The 19,171-nt window shown below is 45.5% G+C and carries 21 protein-coding genes; all 21 read left to right on the forward strand.

Annotated features, from left to right (window positions below; all coding sequences use genetic code 11):
• Positions 1-4: 4 nt before the first annotated feature.
• The 21 genes from sdaAA to ylqF all read left to right on the forward strand — a co-directional run bounded on the left by sdaAA (position 5) and on the right by ylqF (position 18,975).
• Positions 5-892 carry an L-serine ammonia-lyase, iron-sulfur-dependent, subunit alpha gene (gene sdaAA, locus ACTSEZ_RS04805; protein WP_369733032.1) on the forward strand — a complete coding sequence of 296 codons (888 nt, stop codon included), beginning with the start codon at positions 5-7 and terminating at the stop codon, positions 890-892.
• Positions 879-2,933, forward strand: coding sequence for an ATP-dependent DNA helicase RecG (recG, locus tag ACTSEZ_RS04810; protein ID WP_369733033.1), 2,055 nt, complete (start codon positions 879-881; stop codon positions 2,931-2,933). Before sdaAA ends, recG begins: the two co-directional genes overlap by 14 nt.
• A 107-nt stretch (positions 2,934-3,040) precedes the next feature.
• Entirely contained in the window at positions 3,041-3,640 is a 600-nt protein-coding gene (gene fapR, locus ACTSEZ_RS04815; protein WP_029281403.1) for a transcription factor FapR, read from the forward strand.
• On the forward strand, positions 3,624-4,616 hold the full coding sequence (plsX, locus tag ACTSEZ_RS04820; RefSeq protein WP_369733034.1) for a phosphate acyltransferase PlsX: 993 nt from the start codon (positions 3,624-3,626) through the stop codon (positions 4,614-4,616). The genes fapR and plsX overlap by 17 nt, the downstream gene beginning before the upstream one ends.
• 20 nt (positions 4,617-4,636) lie before the next feature.
• The gene (gene fabD, locus ACTSEZ_RS04825) at positions 4,637-5,584 is read left to right on the forward strand and encodes an ACP S-malonyltransferase (RefSeq protein WP_369733035.1); all 948 of its coding nucleotides are present in this window, start codon (positions 4,637-4,639) and stop codon (positions 5,582-5,584) included.
• On the forward strand, positions 5,581-6,321 hold the full coding sequence (fabG, locus tag ACTSEZ_RS04830) for a 3-oxoacyl-[acyl-carrier-protein] reductase (RefSeq protein WP_369733036.1): 741 nt from the start codon (positions 5,581-5,583) through the stop codon (positions 6,319-6,321). Before fabD ends, fabG begins: the two co-directional genes overlap by 4 nt.
• A gap of 92 nt (positions 6,322-6,413) precedes the next feature.
• On the forward strand, positions 6,414-6,647 hold the full coding sequence (gene acpP, locus ACTSEZ_RS04835) for an acyl carrier protein (RefSeq protein ID WP_029281395.1): 234 nt from the start codon (positions 6,414-6,416) through the stop codon (positions 6,645-6,647).
• A gap of 91 nt (positions 6,648-6,738) precedes the next feature.
• Complete coding sequence (rnc, locus tag ACTSEZ_RS04840; RefSeq protein ID WP_029281393.1) at positions 6,739-7,470, forward strand: ribonuclease III; 732 nt, start codon at positions 6,739-6,741, stop codon at positions 7,468-7,470.
• Positions 7,471-7,618: 148 nt separating this feature from the next.
• Positions 7,619-11,185, forward strand: coding sequence for a chromosome segregation protein SMC (smc, locus tag ACTSEZ_RS04845; RefSeq protein WP_369733037.1), 3,567 nt, complete (start codon positions 7,619-7,621; stop codon positions 11,183-11,185).
• 15 nt (positions 11,186-11,200) lie between these two features.
• Complete coding sequence (gene ftsY, locus ACTSEZ_RS04850) at positions 11,201-12,190, forward strand: signal recognition particle-docking protein FtsY (protein WP_369733038.1); 990 nt, start codon at positions 11,201-11,203, stop codon at positions 12,188-12,190.
• 276 nt (positions 12,191-12,466) lie between these two features.
• Positions 12,467-12,832, forward strand: coding sequence for a hypothetical protein (locus ACTSEZ_RS04855; RefSeq protein WP_369733039.1), 366 nt, complete (start codon positions 12,467-12,469; stop codon positions 12,830-12,832).
• Between the two features lie 47 nt (positions 12,833-12,879).
• Positions 12,880-13,212: a putative DNA-binding protein gene (locus ACTSEZ_RS04860; RefSeq protein WP_369733040.1), complete on the forward strand. Its 333-nt coding sequence runs from the start codon at positions 12,880-12,882 to the stop codon at positions 13,210-13,212.
• A 12-nt stretch (positions 13,213-13,224) separates the two neighbouring features.
• Positions 13,225-14,568, forward strand: a complete 1,344-nt coding sequence (gene ffh / locus ACTSEZ_RS04865) for a signal recognition particle protein (RefSeq protein ID WP_369733041.1) — start codon at positions 13,225-13,227, stop codon at positions 14,566-14,568.
• A 94-nt stretch (positions 14,569-14,662) separates the two neighbouring features.
• Complete coding sequence (gene rpsP, locus ACTSEZ_RS04870) at positions 14,663-14,935, forward strand: 30S ribosomal protein S16 (protein ID WP_029281384.1); 273 nt, start codon at positions 14,663-14,665, stop codon at positions 14,933-14,935.
• Positions 14,936-14,946: 11 nt separating this feature from the next.
• A complete protein-coding gene (locus ACTSEZ_RS04875; RefSeq protein ID WP_029281383.1) occupies positions 14,947-15,177 on the forward strand; it encodes a KH domain-containing protein in 231 nt (76 codons plus the stop codon).
• 83 nt (positions 15,178-15,260) lie between these two features.
• Positions 15,261-15,641, forward strand: a complete 381-nt coding sequence (locus tag ACTSEZ_RS04880; protein ID WP_320154307.1) for a YlqD family protein — start codon at positions 15,261-15,263, stop codon at positions 15,639-15,641.
• Positions 15,642-15,651: 10 nt separating this feature from the next.
• On the forward strand, positions 15,652-16,176 hold the full coding sequence (gene rimM / locus ACTSEZ_RS04885) for a ribosome maturation factor RimM (RefSeq protein ID WP_369733042.1): 525 nt from the start codon (positions 15,652-15,654) through the stop codon (positions 16,174-16,176).
• Positions 16,173-16,901, forward strand: a complete 729-nt coding sequence (gene trmD / locus ACTSEZ_RS04890; protein WP_369733043.1) for a tRNA (guanosine(37)-N1)-methyltransferase TrmD — start codon at positions 16,173-16,175, stop codon at positions 16,899-16,901. The genes rimM and trmD overlap by 4 nt, the downstream gene beginning before the upstream one ends.
• Before the next feature lie 156 nt (positions 16,902-17,057).
• Positions 17,058-17,402: a 50S ribosomal protein L19 gene (gene rplS / locus ACTSEZ_RS04895; RefSeq protein ID WP_029281375.1), complete on the forward strand. Its 345-nt coding sequence runs from the start codon at positions 17,058-17,060 to the stop codon at positions 17,400-17,402.
• 144 nt (positions 17,403-17,546) lie between these two features.
• A complete protein-coding gene (gene lepB / locus ACTSEZ_RS04900) occupies positions 17,547-18,080 on the forward strand; it encodes a signal peptidase I (protein ID WP_369733044.1) in 534 nt (177 codons plus the stop codon).
• Positions 18,081-18,102: 22 nt separating this feature from the next.
• The gene (gene ylqF, locus ACTSEZ_RS04905) at positions 18,103-18,975 is read left to right on the forward strand and encodes a ribosome biogenesis GTPase YlqF (RefSeq protein WP_369733045.1); all 873 of its coding nucleotides are present in this window, start codon (positions 18,103-18,105) and stop codon (positions 18,973-18,975) included.
• Positions 18,976-19,171: the final 196 nt, after the last annotated feature.

Here is a 19,171-nt window from a genome sequence, read left to right on the forward strand (position 1 = left end):
AAATATGTTTCGCAATGTAGCAGAACTAGTCGAACTTGCAGAAAGCAAAGGCGTTAAAATAGCGGAAATTATGATTCAGCAGGAAATGGAGATGACCGGAAGATCGCGGGAGCAGATTCTTCAAATGATGGACCAGAACTTGACGGTCATGGAACAGGCGGTTGAAAAGGGGCTCGCAGGAGTCAAATCCCATTCAGGACTGACAGGCGGCGACGCTGTTCTCATGAAGGCATACATCGAGAAAGGCAATTTTCTCTCAGGAGAATATATTCTTGATGCTGTCAGCAAGGCGGTCGCAACGAACGAAGTCAATGCAGCAATGGGAACGATCTGCGCCACGCCTACAGCAGGATCTGCCGGTGTTGTTCCGGGGACTCTTTTTGCTGTGAAAAATAAATTAAACCCGAGCAGGAAGGAAATGATAGAATTCCTGTTTACATCAGGTGCTTTTGGATTCGTTGTGGCAAACAATGCATCCATCTCAGGCGCGGCCGGCGGATGCCAGGCAGAGGTTGGATCAGCATCAGGCATGGCCGCTGCTGCGATAACTGAGCTCGCCGGAGGGACTCCAAGCCAGGCTGCAGAAGCAATGGCCATTACCCTCAAAAATATGCTCGGGCTTGTGTGTGATCCTGTTGCGGGGCTGGTTGAAGTTCCTTGCGTAAAACGAAATGCCATGGGTGCTGCAAATGCCATGATTGCCGCCGATATGGCGCTTGCAGGCATCACAAGCCGCATACCTTGCGATGAAGTCATCGACGCGATGTTCAAAATCGGACAATCCATGCCGACAGCTCTTAAAGAAACCGCACAGGGAGGTCTTGCCGCTACGCCGACAGGACGGGAGCTTGAAGCAAAAATCTTTGGGATATCACTTGATGAACGCAGTTAATCCGCTGCTGCAGCCTGTAGGTGCGGTCAAAGGAGTAGGTCCTGAATCCGCAGAGGTTCTGGGAAGCATGGGCATTCTAACGGTCATGGATTTAATTGAATATTTGCCATATCGTTATGAAGATTATCGCCTGAAAGACTTAGCGGACGTACAGCATGATGAGCGGGTGACAGTCGAAGGGAAGGTTCACAGCGAACCTTCTCTTGCCTTTTTCGGCAAAAAGAAATCACGGCTTACTGTAAGAATTTTAGTCGGAAACTACCTGATCAGCGCTGTCTTTTTTAACCAGCCTTATTATAAAAAGAAACTTGAACTCGGTTCGGTCGTCACGGTTACAGGAAAATGGGACAAACACCGTCAGACGATTACGGCCAATCAAATCGTCTTTGGCCCGCATGCAAAAGAACATGAGATCGAGCCGGTCTACTCCGTGAAAGAAAATATGACGGTCAAAACCATGAGGAAACTCATCAATCACGCGCTCACCCAATTTGGTCCGGAGATTCGCAATGTCATTCCTGAACAGCTGATGGAGGCATACAGGCTTCCCGCAAAAAAAGAAGCCATCCTGACTATGCATCACCCTCTTAAACATGAAGATCTGAAGCATGCAAGGCGGTATTTTGTGTATGAAGAGTTTCTCTTATTTCAGCTGAAAATGCAGGCGCTGAGAAAGTTTCAGCGTGAACAGTCAATGGGAGTTTCCCACAGGATTGACAAGGAAAGACTGGACGGATTTATCGGGTCTCTTCCGTTTCCTTTGACAAATGCACAGCAGCGGGTGATTGACGAAATTCTGACGGATATGAAATCGGCTTACAGAATGAACCGCCTTCTTCAGGGAGATGTAGGTTCAGGCAAAACTGTCGTTGCGGCTATCGCGATGTATGCTGCCTATTTATCCGGCTATCAGGCCGCCCTCATGGTTCCGACAGAGATCCTTGCTGAACAGCATGCCGAATCATTAACCGCGATTTTTTCAGGCTTCCCCGTCACGGCAGCCCTTCTTACAAGCTCTGTAAAAGGCAAAAAGAGACGGGAATTGCTTGCCCGGGTGGAGTCTGGGGAAATCCAGTTTCTTGTAGGCACGCATGCGCTGATCCAGGAGGATGTTCAATTTTCAAAGCTTGGTCTTGTGATAACAGATGAACAGCACAGGTTTGGGGTCGGCCAGCGGAAGGTGCTCCGCGAAAAAGGGGAAAACCCCGACGTGCTCTTCATGACGGCCACACCAATCCCGAGGACGCTCGCAATTACAACCTTTGGCGAAATGGATGTTTCTGTCATTGATGAGCTTCCTGCCGGACGGAAAAAAATTGAAACCTACTGGGTCAAGCATGAGATGCTCGACCGTATCCTTAAATTTATCGATAAAGAGCTGATGGAAGGCAGGCAGGCTTATGTGATCTGTCCGCTTATTGAAGAGTCCGATAAGCTTGATGTGCAGAATGCCATTGATGTCCACAGCACGCTTGTACATTATTATGGCGACAGATGGAAGCTTGGTCTTATGCATGGAAGACTTTCGAGTGCTGAAAAAGATGAAGTGATGAGAGAGTTCAGTGAGAATGCGGTTCAAATTCTCGTCTCCACAACAGTAGTTGAAGTTGGCGTAAACGTGCCAAATGCAACCGTGATGGTCATTTATGATGCAGAACGTTTTGGCCTGTCCCAGCTTCACCAGCTGAGAGGCCGGGTTGGCCGCGGAAGCGCCCAGTCCTATTGCATCCTGCTAGCAGATCCGAAATCTGAAACCGGCAAAGAAAGAATGCGGGTCATGACAGAAACAGCGGACGGCTTTGAACTGTCTGAAAAGGACCTTGAACTGAGAGGCCCCGGCGACTTTTTCGGAAGAAAACAAAGCGGAATGCCGGAATTTAAAGTTGCGGACATGGTCCATGATTACAGGGCTTTAGAAACGGCGAGAAACGATGCGGCTAAGCTTGTGCAGTCAGAAGCCTTCTGGAAATCTGATGACTATAGGGAGCTTCGTGACTATGTATACGCATCAGGCATCATAAGCGGCGGAAAATTAGATTAAGAGATTTTGAGACAGAAGCAGATTGCAATCAGTCCTTGCAATCTGCTTTATTTGCTTATATACTACTATTAGTACCTAGTCTTAAGAGTGCGGACGGTGTTAGTGCAATGAGAAAATCCAAAAAAGAACGGCAGTCTCTGCTGAAGCAGACAATAAATGATACACCCTTTATTACCGACGAAGAACTGGCTGATAAATTTCAGGTCAGTATCCAGACGGTCAGACTCGACCGCCTTGAACTCTCCATTCCTGAGCTAAGAGAACGGATAAAGCATGTGGCAGTAAAGCAGCTCGATGATGAAGTGAAATCTCTGCCCTTAGAAGAAGTGATCGGGGAGATTATTGATCTAGAGCTTGATTCTTCTGCGATATCGATTTTCGAAGTGAAAAAAGAGCATGTTTTCAGCCGCAATCAGATTGCCCGCGGGCATCACTTATTCGCCCAGGCCAATTCGCTTGCAGTGGCGGTCATTGATGACGAGCTTGCTCTTACAGCAAAGGCAAATATCCGTTTCACAAGGCAAGTAAAGGAAAAAGAAAGAGTTGTCGCAAAGGCAAAAGTCATCCATACAGATGAAGAAAAAGGCAGAACGACGGTAGAAGTCACAAGCTATGTAGGCAGTGAGCTTGTCTTTTCAGGAGAATTTGACATGTACCGTTCAAAAACAACAAAAAAGGCAGGTTTCAGCAATGAAGATCGCAATTGATGCAATGGGAGGAGACAATGCTCCTAAAGCAATCGTAGAAGGCGCAATGAAAGCTGTCACTCTTTTCAGCGATATTGAAATTACACTTTACGGCAAAGAGCCTTTAATAAAAGAATATTTGACAAATCAAGAACGAATTTCGATTGTACATACAGATACGGTGATCGAAGCAACTGACGAGCCTGTAAGAGCCGTCCGCAGAAAGAAAGATGCTTCAATGGTGCTGATGGCGAACGCTGTCAAGGAAGGGGAGGCGGATGCATGCATTTCCGCCGGAAACACCGGCGCTTTAATGACTGCCGGGCTCTTCGTTGTAGGCCGGATCGAGGGAATTGAAAGGCCTGCACTTGCTCCTACGCTGCCAACCATTGAAGGAAACGGGTTTTTAATGCTTGATGTCGGCGCCAACGCTGATGCCAAACCTGAGCAGCTTTTGCAATATGCCATGATGGGCTCTATTTATGCAAACAAAGTAAGAGGGATTGAAAAGCCTCGTGTCGGCCTGCTGAATGTCGGCACGGAAGAAAAGAAGGGAAATGAGTTAACTAAAGCAGCTTACCAGCTGCTGAAAGGCTCAGACCTGCATTTTATCGGCAATGTAGAGGCAAGGGATTTGCTTGACGGCATCGCGGATGTTGTTGTAACAGACGGTTTCACCGGAAATGTTGCCCTCAAAACCATTGAGGGGACGGCACTTTCTGTGTTCAAAATGCTGAAATCAGCTCTGACAAGCAATCTTCAGTCAAAGCTTGCCGCAGCTGTTCTGAAACCAAAGCTTAAAGTCATTAAAGGGAAATTGGATTATTCCGAATATGGCGGTGCGGGGCTGTTCGGATTAAAAGCGCCGGTGATCAAAGCACACGGCTCATCAGATCCGAACGCCGTCTATAACGCCATCCGCCAGGCGCGGGAAATGGTCAGCAACGATGTAACAGGCACGATTAGACACTCAGTTGAAAAGTCGGCCGATAACTAAATGCATGAGGGGAGATTATCATGAGTAAATTGGCGTTTATTTTTCCCGGTCAGGGTTCGCAGTCTGTCGGTATGGGGAAAGATGTGCATGATCAGTCAGAAGCTGCCCGGTCCATTTTTGAAGCGGCAGATGAAAAACTCGGCTTGAAGCTTTCAGAAATCATGTTTGAAGGGCCGCAGGAAACACTGACACTTACGTACAACGCTCAGCCGGCACTTCTTACGGCAAGTACAGCAATCCTGTCAAAATTCAGAGAAAGCGGTATTTCACCTGATTATGTAGCAGGGCACAGTCTCGGAGAGTATTCAGCTTTGGTTGCAAGCGGCGTGATGTCCTTTGAGGATGCGGTTTACGCTGTGAGAAAGCGCGGGGAGTATATGAATGAAGCCGTGCCTGCAGGCATAGGAGCTATGGCTGCCATTTTGGGAATGGAAGCGGAAGCCCTGAAAAGCGTGACTGAAGAGGTAACGGCATCAGGATTTTCTGTCCAGCTTGCGAATTTAAACTGCCCGGGCCAGATTGTGATTTCGGGTACAGCAGAAGGCGTTGAAAAGGCATCGGCACTTGCTAAAGAAAAAGGTGCCAAACGCGCTATTCCGCTTGATGTAAGCGGTCCGTTTCACTCGGAACTTATGAAGCCTGCTGCTGAAAAATTTGCGGGTGTTTTAGAGGAACTTGAGATAAACGATGCGGCCATTCCTGCTGTTGCCAATGTAACCGCCAAGCCTGTTGCAGACAAAAATGAGATCAAGCGTTTATTAGTTGAACAATTATATTCACCTGTCAGATGGGAAGAATCAGTGAAAGAAATGATTGATCAGGGTGTAACGGTATTTGTAGAAATCGGCCCTGGAAAGGTTCTTTCGGGACTTGTGAAAAAAATTGACCGGAGTGCACAATTGATAGCTGTTTCAGACATGGCATCATTTGAAGCAGCCGTTCAAAAACTGAAGGAGGTTCAGTTATGACAGAGGGTAAAACAGCACTCGTTACCGGTGCATCAAGAGGCATCGGCCGGGCCATCGCACTCGAACTTGCACGGAACGGGGTAAATGTAGCGGTCAACTATGCCGGAAGCGAAGCTAAGGCAAATGAGGTCGTTGACGAAATTAAAGCTCTTGGAAGAGAAGCGTTTGCTGTACAGGCAGATGTCAGTGACAGTGACTCAGTATCAGCGATGGTAAAAGAAACGGTTGAGCGTTTTGGCAGACTGGACATTTTAATCAATAATGCCGGCATCACAAAAGACAACCTTTTAATGAGAATGAAAGACTCCGAATGGGATGATGTTATCAACATTAATCTAAAAGGCGTTTTCCTCACAACAAAAGCTGTTACCCGTCAAATGATGAAGCAGCGTTACGGCAGAATCATCAACATTGCTTCCATTGTCGGCGTCAGCGGAAATCCGGGTCAGGCAAACTACGTAGCAGCAAAAGCGGGTGTAATCGGCCTTACAAAAACGGCTGCTAAAGAGCTGTCTTCACGGAATATTACGGTGAATGCGATTGCTCCCGGGTTTATTACGACTGATATGACGGATAAACTGACAGAAGATGTGAAAAATGAAATGCTGAAGCAGATCCCTCTTGCAAGATTCGGCGAAGCTTCAGACATCGCGCACACTGCCGTGTTTCTTGCTTCAGAAAAAAGCAGCTACATCACTGGGCAGACAATTCATGTAGACGGCGGCATGGTCATGTAAAAAAACATGTTCCACATGCTCTGCAATCATTGATTTCGGCTAGTTTTTTAAAAGGATATACACTATAATACTTTGAGGGGAGGTGAAATGTTATGGCAGAAGTACTTGAACGCGTAACGAAAATTATCGTTGACCGTCTTGGTGTTGATGAAGCAGAAGTGAAAATGGAAGCTTCTTTCAAGGACGATCTTGGCGCTGATTCCCTGGATGTTGTAGAACTTGTGATGGAACTTGAAGATGAGTTCGACATGGAAATTTCTGATGAAGATGCAGAAAAGATTGCAACGGTGGGCGACGCTGTGAACTACATACAAAGTCAACAGTAATGTTGCAAATAAAGCCCCGTTATAAGGCGGGGCTTTATCCCATTTTGAAAAGATCAAGTTAGATGCTGTTGTTTAAGTGATGGAGGTTATTATGCCGAAGATGAATTACAGAGAGAGAAGATCGTTTGTCAAAAAAGCAGAATTCAAACAATTTCAGGAGCAAATTGGCCATACGTTTCAAAATGAAAAATTATTGTACCAAGCCTTCACACATTCATCCTATGTGAATGAGCATCGCAAAAAGCCGTATGAAGACAATGAACGGCTGGAGTTTTTAGGAGACGCTGTACTTGAACTGACGATTTCCCAGTTTTTATTCAAGAAATATCCGACAATGAGCGAAGGAGATCTCACAAAGGTCAGAGCTGCGATCGTCTGTGAACCGTCCCTTGTCGCATTTGCAAACGAGCTTTCATTCGGTAAGCTTGTGCTTCTTGGAAAAGGGGAAGAGATGACAGGCGGAAGAGCAAGACCTGCTTTGCTTGCAGATGTTTTTGAAGCCTTTATCGGTGCACTGTATCTGGATTCAGGTCTTGAGCCTGTGGTCCATTTCCTCGAAAAATGCGTTTTCCCTAAAATAAATGATGGTGCTTTTTCTCATGTGATGGATTTTAAAAGCCAGCTGCAGGAATTTGTCCAGCGGGACAGCAAAGGATCCCTTGAGTACAAAATTCTTCAGGAAAAAGGACCTGCCCACAACAGAGAATTCGTTGCAACTGTTTCGTTAAATGGCGAGATCCTTGGAACAGGCAGCGGAAAATCAAAAAAAGCGGCCGAGCAGCACGCGGCACAGGAAGCCTTGACAAAACTGAAGCCGCTTTAATGGATAAACCCCCGAATACAAGGGGGTTCTCTTTATGTACAGCGATTTTCTGCAGGGAGCAGGTCCATTTGCATATGTTTTTAAACCTGCCGGGCAGAAATTATGATAGAATATGGATGATTTTATAGAATAGTAGGGAGGATCCATAATGTTCCTCAAACGTTTGGATATTGTAGGATTTAAGTCATTCGCTGAACGCGTGAATGTCGATTTTGTAAAAGGTGTCACAGCTGTTGTCGGACCAAACGGCAGCGGGAAAAGCAATATAACGGATGCCATCAGATGGGTGCTTGGAGAACAGTCGGCCAAATCTCTCCGCGGAACGAAAATGGAAGATATCATATTTGCCGGAAGCGACTCAAGAAAAGGTGTCAACATGGCGGAAGTAACACTGACTCTTGATAACGGAGATCAGTTTTTGCCGATCGATTATCATGAGGTTTCTGTCACGAGAAGAGTGTACAGATCCGGCGAAAGCGAGTTTTCAATTAACAATCAGACTTGCCGTCTGAAGGATATTGTCGACCTTTTTATGGATTCCGGGCTCGGAAAAGAAGCTTTTTCAATCATCAGCCAGGGAAAAGTAGAAGAAATTTTAAGCAGCAAAGCAGAAGAACGCCGCAGTATCTTTGAAGAAGCAGCAGGCGTCCTTAAATATAAAACGAGAAAGAAAAAAGCCGAATACAAATTGGCTGAAACGCAGGAAAACCTAAACCGGGTCCAGGATATTCTCCATGAGCTTGAAGGACAGGTGGAGCCCCTTAAAATCCAGGCTTCGATCGCGAAAGACTATTTGGAGAAAAAAGAAGAACTCGAGCAGTTTGAAGTAGCTTTGACCGTCTATGAAATTGAGGAACTTCATCAAAAATGGGAAGCTCTTTCAAAAGCAGTAGAAGACGGAAAACGGAAAGAAAGCAGCCTTTATGCCGCCGTTCAGAAAAAAGAGGCGGATATAGAGCTGGTCAGAGACCGGGCTCAGGCGCTTGATGAATCCATCAATGACCTTCAGCAGGTGCTTCTTCTTGCCAGTGAAGACCTTGAAAAGCTGGAAGGCAGAAAAGAAGTTCTGAAAGAACGGAAAAAAAATGCAAGCCAGAACAAATCCCAGCTTCAGCATGCGGTCAAAGAAGCATCAGAACGCATTGATGCGCTCGAAAAGGAAAAAGAAGAACAGTCGCGGACGCTTAAAGCTCTGCAGTCGGAAGTGGCAGACCTTAAAGAACAGCTTCAGCAGAAACAGTCTCTATTGTCCTCCTTTGATCAGAACATGGAAGAAAAGATTGAATCGCTTAAAAGTGAATACTTTGATCTTTTAAATGCAGAAGCCCAGGCGAAAAATGAAATCACATACATAAATGAGCAGATTGAGCAGCAGGCAAGAAAGACCGGCCGCCTGAAAGAAGCCAATCAAAAGTATTTGAGCGAGAGAAGCGAAACGGAAGAGAAGAAACGTAAACTTGAGGCGAGACTTTCCCTTCTTGAAGCAGATCTTGATGAGCAAATTAAAACGTTCAGAACCGCCCAGACAAGCCTTGAGCATAAAAAAGCAGCCTATCAAAAGAGGGAAACGGCTCTTTACCAGGCATATCAGTATTTGCAGCAGACGAAATCGCGCAAGGAAATGCTCGAATCCATGCAGGAAGATTATGCAGGATTTTTCCAGGGAGTAAAAGAGATCCTGAAACGCCGGAATGACCTTGAAGGCATTCACGGTGCCATTGCCGAGCTTATCTCAACGGATAAACTCTATGAAACGGCAATTGAAATTGCTCTCGGCGGCGCAGCCCAGCATGTTGTCGTAGAGAACGAACAGGCTGCAAGAACCGCTATCGCGTATTTGAAGAAACATGCGTTTGGACGGGCAACATTTCTTCCGCTCACGGTTATGAAGGAAAGGACTATTTCTGCGCATGATCTGCAGACACTTCAGAGCCATCCGGCATTTAAAGGGATTGCCTCTGATTTGACCGAGTATGACCCTGTTTACCGAAAAGCGGTATTAAATCTCCTTGGAACGGTCATTGTGACAGAAGATCTCAAGGGAGCAAACGAACTGGCGCGTCTTTTAAACTACCGTTTCCGGTTTGTGACCCTCGGCGGAGATGTTGTGAATCCCGGCGGCTCGATGACGGGCGGCGCAGTCAAGCAGAAAAACAATTCTCTTCTCAGCAGAAGCCGCGAACTGGAAACAATCGAAAAACAGTTCAGCGAAATGTCCGATAAGACAAATCAGCTTGAACAAGAGGTCAAATCACTGAAACTTTCCATATCAGAGGGTGAAAAGAACCTCGAATCTCTCAGGGAAAAAGGCGAACAGCTCCGCATGGATACAGGAGCTGTGAGGTCAGACCTGAAAGAAATTGAATTGATGGAGAAGAATGTAAACAGCCATCTTTCCCTTTATGATGCCGAAAAAGAATCATATCAGGAAGAAAAGGCCAGAATGGTAAAACGCAAGGAAGAACTGACTCTCCGGCTTGAAAAGGATGACAGCAAAAAAAGAGAGCTTGATCAGCTTATCGCTGAACTGAGCGCCAAAAAATCAAGTCAGCAAATGTCCAAAGAAGAAGTTCAGTCGGACATAACAGATGTAAAAGTGGTGCTTGCCGGCAAAAAGCAGGCGCTTGAAAATCAGCTCGCTCTTGCTGAACGGACAGAGCAGGAATTGCTCGCGCAGCAGAAAAAATACCGCGAAGCAAAAGAAGACCTGGAATTTCTTCAGGATGAAATGAATTCTGATTTTTCCGGGGAAGAAAAACTCGAGCAAACAGCACAAGAAAAGCGGGAAGATAAAAATAAAACGATTGAACTGATCTCTGTGAGAAGAAGTCAGCGTCTGAAGCTTCAGGATCAGCTTGAAACAGCAGAAAAAGAAGTGAAAGAACTGAACAGGCAGTACAAACAGCTGTCAGAGCTGCTGAAGGATGAGGAAGTGAAGCTGAACCGTTATGATGTGGAGCTTGATAACAGGCTCAATCATCTTCGCGAAGAGTATCTTCTTTCGTTTGAAGCGGCAAAAGAAAAGTATGAGCTTCAGACAGATGCTGCAGAAGCGAGAAAACGGGTCAAGCTGATCAAGCTTGCGATTGAAGAACTGGGCACTGTTAACCTTGGCGCCATCGATGAATACGAGAGAGTGTCTGAACGCTATCATTTCCTGACAGACCAGCGCAACGATCTTCAGGAGGCCAAAGATACACTCCACCAGGTAATCGGCGAGATGGATGAAGAAATGAAAAAGAGATTCCACTCGACCTTTACTCAGATCAGGTCACACTTTGAATCTGTTTTTCAGGCTCTTTTTGGAGGAGGCCGGGCGGAGCTCAGGCTTACAAATCCTGATGATCTGCTGAATACCGGAGTGGATATTGTCGCTCAGCCTCCGGGCAAAAAGCTGCAGAACCTGGGACTCCTGTCCGGCGGAGAGCGGGCTCTTACAGCCATCGCCCTTCTGTTCTCCATTTTAAAGGTGAGACCGGTTCCGTTCTGTGTGCTCGATGAGGTCGAAGCAGCCCTTGATGAGGCGAATGTGCACAGATTTTCGCAGTACCTTAAAAAATTCAGCCAAGATACACAGTTTATCGTGATTACACACAGAAAAGGCACTATGGAAGATGCAGATGTACTCTACGGCGTAACGATGCAGGAATCAGGCGTATCCAAGATGGTTTCAGTCCGCCTGGAGGAAACAAAAGAATTTGCCGAATCAAGATGAGAGGATGAAGCTTAAGTGAGTTTTTTCAAAAAATTAAAAGATAAATTTACACAGCAGCAGGAGCCTGATGCTTCACCGGAAAAGTATAAAGAGGGGCTTGCGAAAACGAGAGTATCATTTTCTGAACGCGTCAATAATCTCGTTGCCCGATACCGCAAAGTAGATGAAGAGTTTTTTGAAGAGCTTGAGGAAGTTCTGATTGGCGCCGATGTAGGCGTAGCAACAGTAATGGATCTTATTGATGAGCTGAAGATGGAAGTAAAGCGGCGGAATATTCAGGACTCAAAAGATGTAAGATCAGTGATTTCTGAAAAGCTTGTTGAGATTTATGAAGGAGAAGATGAAGAGTCTCCAAAGCTTGACATTCAGGAAGGACGCCTAAATGTGATTCTGTTTGTCGGCGTAAACGGAGTCGGCAAAACGACATCCATCGGCAAGCTTGCCCACAGGCTGAAGCAGGAAGGCAAATCAGTTCTGCTTGCAGCAGGAGATACATTCCGTGCAGGTGCAATTGAGCAGCTGGAAGTATGGGGAGAGCGTGCTGGAGTGGATGTAATTAAGCAATCCGCAGGCTCAGACCCTGCAGCCGTCATGTTTGATGCTGTTCAGGCGGCAAAAGCAAGAAAAACGGACGTGCTGATCTGCGATACAGCAGGACGCCTGCAAAACAAAGTCAATCTCATGAACGAGCTCGAAAAAGTAAAACGGGTCATCGAGCGCGAAATCCCGGGAGCTCCGCATGAGGTCCTTCTGGCTCTTGACGCGACCACGGGCCAGAACGCCATGGTGCAGGCAAAGCAGTTTTCCCAGGCGACAAATGTCACAGGCATCGTGCTTACAAAGCTTGACGGAACGGCAAAAGGCGGCATCGTCCTTGCCATCCGCAATGAGCTGAGCATCCCTGTAAAACTTGTCGGCTTAGGCGAAAAAATGGACGATCTCCAGGAATTTGATGCAGAACAGTACGTCTACGGCCTGTTTGCGGATCTTGTGGAAGAAGCATAAAAACATGAAAACCGCTCTCTTTTTCCGATGAAGAAGGGGGGCGGTTTTTTTGTGGGGAAAACAGAAGCTGGCGGCCGGAAAATTTGGAAGGCAGCCGGGAATCTTCAAGTGAATCTGGGGTTTCGCAAGTAAAGGGTCTGGTTTTTCAAGTAAAAGAGGAAGTTATCAAATTATCTTTTTAAAACGGCATGTAAATGAGAGTTTAGGGAATCAAGATCGAAACTGCAGAGTTTCACAGATTGAATCAGATGCCCAGAAGCAATTAGAGAAACCTTAATGGGCGGAGATGCCGTATTCCCCTCTTCGAAATTAGGAGGTAGCTGGGAATTTTCAAGCAAACATGGGATTTCGGCAAATAAGGGGTCTGGTTTTTCAAGTAAACAAAGAAAAAATTCAAGTATACCTTCTAATGAAGCAAGTAAATATAAAATTCAGGGACTCTGTTTAGATAGCTGCCCGGGCGATTCTGCATTTCGCATTGTCCAGCTCCATCAACCAACTCCTCTGCCAGAACAAAATCCCCGAAAAAGGCAAGCCCGGCCTTTCTGGTCGATTTCTTATCTGTCTATCGGAGCTAAACGGCTGATTCCGCTTTTCTGGCAGTCAAGAAAAAAACTTGACATCCCCCTTTTGAAAATGTAAACTAATGACTTGTAAAGGCAATTCCCTTAACAAAGGAGAGAGGCTTAGTGATGCTTGAAAAGACAACGAGAGTGAATTACTTGTTTGATTTTTATCAATCGTTGTTAACACCAAAGCAAAAGAGCTATATGTCGCTTTATTATCTGGATGATTACTCCTTGGGTGAAATTGCTGAAGAGTATGACATCAGCCGCCAGGCCGTCTATGATAACATTAAACGGACTGAGGCGATGCTCGAACAATATGAAGAAAAATTATTGCTTTTTGAAAAATTTCAAAAGCGGCTGCAGCTGATTGAGCAGCTGAAAACAGCAGTGGTGAACCTGGACGGAAACGAACACGTTTTATCGCTTGTTGAATCGCTTGAGAAATTAGATTAGGAGGCGGCATGTATGGCATTTGAAGGATTAGCCGACCGACTGCAGAATACAATCGCAAAAATCCGCGGCAAAGGCAAAGTGTCGGAGTCTGATGTTAAAGAAATGATGCGCGAAGTGCGTCTTGCATTGCTTGAAGCGGACGTTAACTTCAAAGTCGTAAAAGATTTTGTTAAAAAAGTAAGCGAACGGTCTGTCGGGCAGGAAGTCATGACAAGCCTTACTCCCGGCCAGCAGGTCATTAAAGTTGTTAAAGAAGAACTGACTGCATTAATGGGCGGTGAGCAGAGCAAAATTGCTGTTGCCAACCGGCCGCCGACTGTCATTATGATGGTAGGTCTGCAGGGGGCAGGTAAAACAACGACAACCGGAAAGCTTGCCAACCTTCTGCGCAAAAAGCATAACCGCAAGCCATTGCTTGTTGCAGCCGATATTTACCGTCCTGCAGCAATCAAGCAGCTTGAAACGCTTGGAAAACAGCTGAATATGCCTGTTTTCTCACTTGGGGATCAGGTAAGTCCTGTTGAGATTGCCAAACAGGCAATTGAACACGCCAAAAAAGAGCATCATGATTATGTTTTGATTGATACGGCGGGACGCCTGCACATTGACGAGACCTTAATGGACGAGCTTAAGCAGGTAAAAGAACTGTCAAAACCTGATGAGATTTTCCTTGTGGTAGATGCCATGACAGGTCAGGATGCTGTCAATGTTGCCCAAAGCTTTAACGAGCAGCTCGGACTCACGGGTGTAGTTCTGACGAAGCTTGACGGCGATACGCGCGGCGGAGCGGCGCTTTCCATCCGTTCTGTCACTCAGACGCCAATCAAGTTCGTCGGTCTTGGAGAGAAGCTCGATGCCATTGAGGCATTTCATCCGGAGCGCATGGCTTCCCGGATTCTCGGAATGGGCGATGTGCTTACTCTTATTGAAAAGGCTCAGGCAAACGTAGATGAAACGAAAGCGAAAGAACTCGAGCAGAAAATGAGAACCGCTTCGTTTACATTTGACGATTTTCTTGAACAGCTTGGCCAGGTCCGCAGCATGGGACCGCTTGATGAGCTCCTCGGCATGCTTCCGGGGGCAAATAAAATCAAAGGCCTGAAAAATGCCCAAGTCGATGAAAAGCAGATCGGCTCTGTTGAAGCCATCATCCGTTCGATGACGAAGGAAGAAAAACAGCATCCTGAAATCATCAACTCAGGCAGACGCAAGCGTATTGCAAAGGGAAGCGGGACAACCGTGCCTGAAGTGAACCGCCTGCTTAAGCAGTTTGAGGACATGAAAAAGATGATGAAGCAGATGACAAGCATGTCAAAAGGCAAGAAAAAAGGCGGAATGAAGTTTCCGTTCATGTAACAATTTTTAGGTGTTAAGAAAAAACACTTTACAAAGTGGTTTTTCACTGATATCATACTATCTTGTTGAAATATTTTCGGAGGTGCTATTTAAAATGGCAGTAAAAATTCGTTTAAAACGCATGGGAGCTAATAAATCTCCTTTCTATCGTATCGTAGTTGCAGACTCTCGTTCTCCTCGTGACGGACGTTTCATCGAAACAGTTGGAACGTACAACCCGGTTGCAAACCCTGCAATCGTTGAGATCAATGAAGAGCTTGCTCTTAAGTGGATGCAAAATGGTGCAAAACCATCTGACACAGTCCGCAACTTGTTCTCAAACCAAGGCATTATGGAAAAATTCCATAACGCTAAGCACAGCAAATAAGGGCTGCTTCAATGATAGAGTTAATCGAGTCGATCGTTAAGCCGCTTGTTGACCATCCTGAAGATGTGTCTGTTGTAGAAAATGAACGTGAACATCAAATTGTCTACGAATTAACCTTACATCAAGATGATATCGGCAAGGTAATCGGAAAGCACGGACGGATAGCGAAAGCGATTCGGACTGTTGTTTATGCAGCAGGATCCAGCTCTAAAAAGAGAGTTCAGCTTGAAATTAATGATTAAGAAAAAAAGGGAGGATCAGCCTTCCTTTTTTTTGTACAATAAAAGAGAAGAATGGCTGAACAAAAGCTGACGGAGGAATGAAGATGGAGATCTTCCAGACGGTAACGGTCAAACAGATCCTGACAGCAGCAAGCAAAGAGCAGCTCATGAAAACATTTAAACAAACGAAACAGCAGCTTGAAAGGGAAATTGATCAGCTTTCCTTTCAATTGAAGAAAAAAGAAAAGACCATTCAGACTGAAGAGATGAGAAAACAGTATCAGCGTGAGATCTCAAGAAGGATGGATAAAATAAAAATAGCTGACTTTCAGCTGCAGCAGCTTGAAACTCTCCCTCTCGGAAGCGAAATGAAAGAAAAAGAAATGAATGCACTTGTCGATATTAACGTCGGCGACCGCTGGGATGAGCTTGTGAAAGAAAGAACCATCGTGATAAAAGACGGCATCGTCGTCGAAATACGCTAGAGGTGAACATATGGCAGAGAAATGGTTTAATGTAGGAAAAATCGTCAATACTCATGGAGTAAAGGGAGAGGTCAGAGTACTGTCGACAACTGATTTCCCGGAAGAACGCTATAAGGCGGGAAACGTTCTCTACTTATTTAAAGAAGGACAAGCAACACCTGATGAGGTAACAGTCAAATCTCACCGGTTCCATAAAACGTTCAATTTGCTTACGTTTGAAGACCATCCTTCTATTAATGATGTCGAGAAATATAAAAACTCCGTGATCAAAGTGCCGGAAAGCCAGCTTGCAGATCTTGAAGAAGGCGAATATTATTTCCACGAGATCATCGGCTGCACCGTTGTAACGGATGAAGGCGCAGAAATCGGCACCGTCAACGAAATTCTCGAAACGGGTGCAAATGATGTCTGGATCATCAAGCGGAAAGGGAAAAAGGATGCGCTGATCCCTTTTATTGATGATGTGGTAAAAGAAATCGATCCTGAAGAAAAGCGCATTGTGATTTCACTGATGGAAGGACTTATTGAAGAATGAGAATAGACTTTTTAACGCTTTTTCCTGAAATGTTCCACGGAGTCATCGGAAACTCCATTTTAAAAAAAGCGGAAGAAAAAGGCGCCGTCCAGTTTAATGTGACAAATTTCAGAGAGTTTTCAGATCACAAGCATGCAACCGTTGATGATTATCCGTATGGCGGAGGTGCGGGCATGGTTTTAAAGCCGCAGCCGATTTTTGATGCGGTTGAAGCGATTAAACAGGAAAGCTCTGCTCCTAAAGTAATCCTTGTGTGTCCGCAGGGAGAAACCTACACCCAGAAAAAAGCGGAAGAGCTTGCAAAGGAAGATCATCTTGTGTTTATTTGCGGACATTATGAAGGCTATGACGAGCGGATAAGAGAACACATTGTGACAGATGAGATTTCAATTGGGGATTTTATTCTGACCGGCGGTGAACTTGCTTCCATGGTGATCGCTGACAGTGTCGTCAGGCTTCTTCCCGACGTGCTGGGGAATGAAGACTCTCCTGTCCTTGATTCGTTCAGCACAGGCCTCCTTGAGCATCCTCACTACACGAGGCCTTCTGACTTCAGGGGACTGAAGGTGCCTGATGTACTGATATCTGGCAATCATGCCAAAATTGAAGAATGGCGGGAAAAAGAATCCCTCCGAAGAACGTTTGAGAGAAGACCGGATCTTCTTGAATCATACACATTGTCAGATAAGCAGAAAAAGTGGATCGATGAATTTAAAAAACAATAATTGAAGTATTGCATGCGTCCGGGCAATATGATATGATGTTTCTTGTGATTTGGTTGCCTATAAAGGTTTTTTCCTTGATAGGTGCCGCGCACTAAAACGGTGTTCCGCTGCATGAAATGTTTTGTAATGAACATCTGTTGGAAGGAGTTGAAAACGATGCAAAAACTAATTGAAGATATCACTAAAGAACAATTAAGATCTGATCTTCCTGCGTTCCGTCCTGGAGACACTGTCCGTGTACACGTGAAAGTTGTTGAGGGAACTCGCGAGCGTATTCAGATTTTTGAAGGTGTTGTCATTAAGCGTCGTGGTGGCGGAATCAGCGAAACGTTCACGGTTCGCAAGATTTCTTACGGAGTAGGCGTTGAGCGTACATTCCCTGTTCACACACCGAAAATCGCACAGTTAGAAGTAATCCGTCGCGGTAAAGTACGCCGTGCGAAACTTTACTACCTGCGCGAACTACGCGGTAAAGCGGCTCGTATTAAAGAAATTCGATAATTGCACCAGAAAGGGCTTGTTTACTATGAACAAGCCCTTTTTTCATCATTAAAAAAATAACATGACTGCAAATGAAGCTGTCATCCTATACTATAAACAAACAAGCAGCCTACAATAAAGTGTATGAGAAGGTGAATTCAAAGCATGACTCGAAAAAAGAGCGAGTTGTTTGAATGGATTAAAGCACTTGCTGTCGCCGTAGTACTCGCAGCCGTTATCCGTTATTTCCTGTTTGCACCGATTGTCGTTGACGGACTTTCCATGATGCCTACTCTTCATGATCAGGACCGGATGATTGTCAACAAAATCGGCTACAAAATTGGTGAACCAGAGCGGTTTGACATCGTTGTCTTTCACGCAACGGAAGAGAAGGATTATATCAAGAGAGTCATAGGTCTTCCCGGTGACCGGATTGAATACAAAGATGATACACTTTATATTAACGGAAAGGCTTACGCGGAGCCTTACCTTGAAGAATACAAGAATACACTGATAGACGGACCGCTTACAGAGCCATTTACAGTGGAAAAGGTCCCTGAAGGACAGCTTTTTGTTATGGGCGATAACCGCCGCTACAGCAAAGACAGCCGCCATATCGGACCGGTTTCAAAAGACGAGGTAATGGGTCAGACAAGCCTGATTTACTGGCCTCTGAACGATATCCGTTTTGTCAAGTAAGGAATAAGAGCAGGTGGTAAGAATGACCATACAATGGTTTCCCGGCCATATGGCCAAAGCAAGAAGACAGGTTACCGAGAAATTAAAATTAATCGATATTGTGTTTGAACTTGTCGATGCCAGAATTCCGGTTTCATCAAGAAATCCGATGATTGATGAAATCATCTCGGCCAAACCGCGGATCGTTCTGTTGAATAAAGCAGATATGGCAGATCCGAAAGCAACACAGGAATGGCTTGCCTATTTTAAAGAGCAGGGCATTCACGCCCTTCCGATTGATGCCAAAACAGGGACAGGCATCAAGCAGATTGTCACGATGTCAAAAGAAGTGCTGAAAGAGAAGTTTGATAAACTCGCGGCAAAAGGCGTCAGGCCAAGAGCCATAAGAGCACTGATCATCGGCATTCCGAATGTCGGAAAATCGACCCTGATCAACCGTCTGGCAAAAAAGAATATGGCGAAAACCGGAGACAGACCCGGTGTTACAACTGCACAGCAGTGGGTGAAAGTCGGAAAAGAACTGGAACTGCTTGATACTCCGGGAATTCTCTGGCCTAAGTTCGAAGATGAGCTGGTGGGATTAAAACTTGCAACTACAGGTGCGATTAAAGATGCCATTCTTAACTTGCAGGAAGTAGCTTTGTTTGCCCTCGAGTTTTTAAGCGCCCATTATCCAAACCGTCTAAAGGAAAGATTCGCACTTGACGCGATACCTGAAGACCGGATAGAGCTGTTTGATGCCGTTGCAAAGAAACGCGGCTGCATGATGTCCGGAGGCTTTGTGGATTACGATAAAGCTGCAGAACTCATCGTCAGGGAAATACGTCATGAAAAGCTTGGCAGACTGAGCTTTGAAACAACTGAAGACATGCACCAGGAAGACACGCTGCAATAGCGCGTCTTTATTTTGTTTGCCTGTATAATGCTGCTTCAGAATGTGTGATCATAAGAAACCAGTGGACTGAAGCGGAAGGCACTTGACTCCTGCGGGATGAAGAGAACACGGGAGACCGAAGCGAGTTATCATGAACGAAACTAGCTCCTTACTCGTAACATCGTAGGTTAATTTGGTTAGAATGTTTACTGGAAAA

Source organism: Metabacillus mesotrionivorans (genome assembly GCF_052171315.1).
Taxonomy (GTDB): domain Bacteria; phylum Bacillota; class Bacilli; order Bacillales; family Bacillaceae; genus Bacillus_P.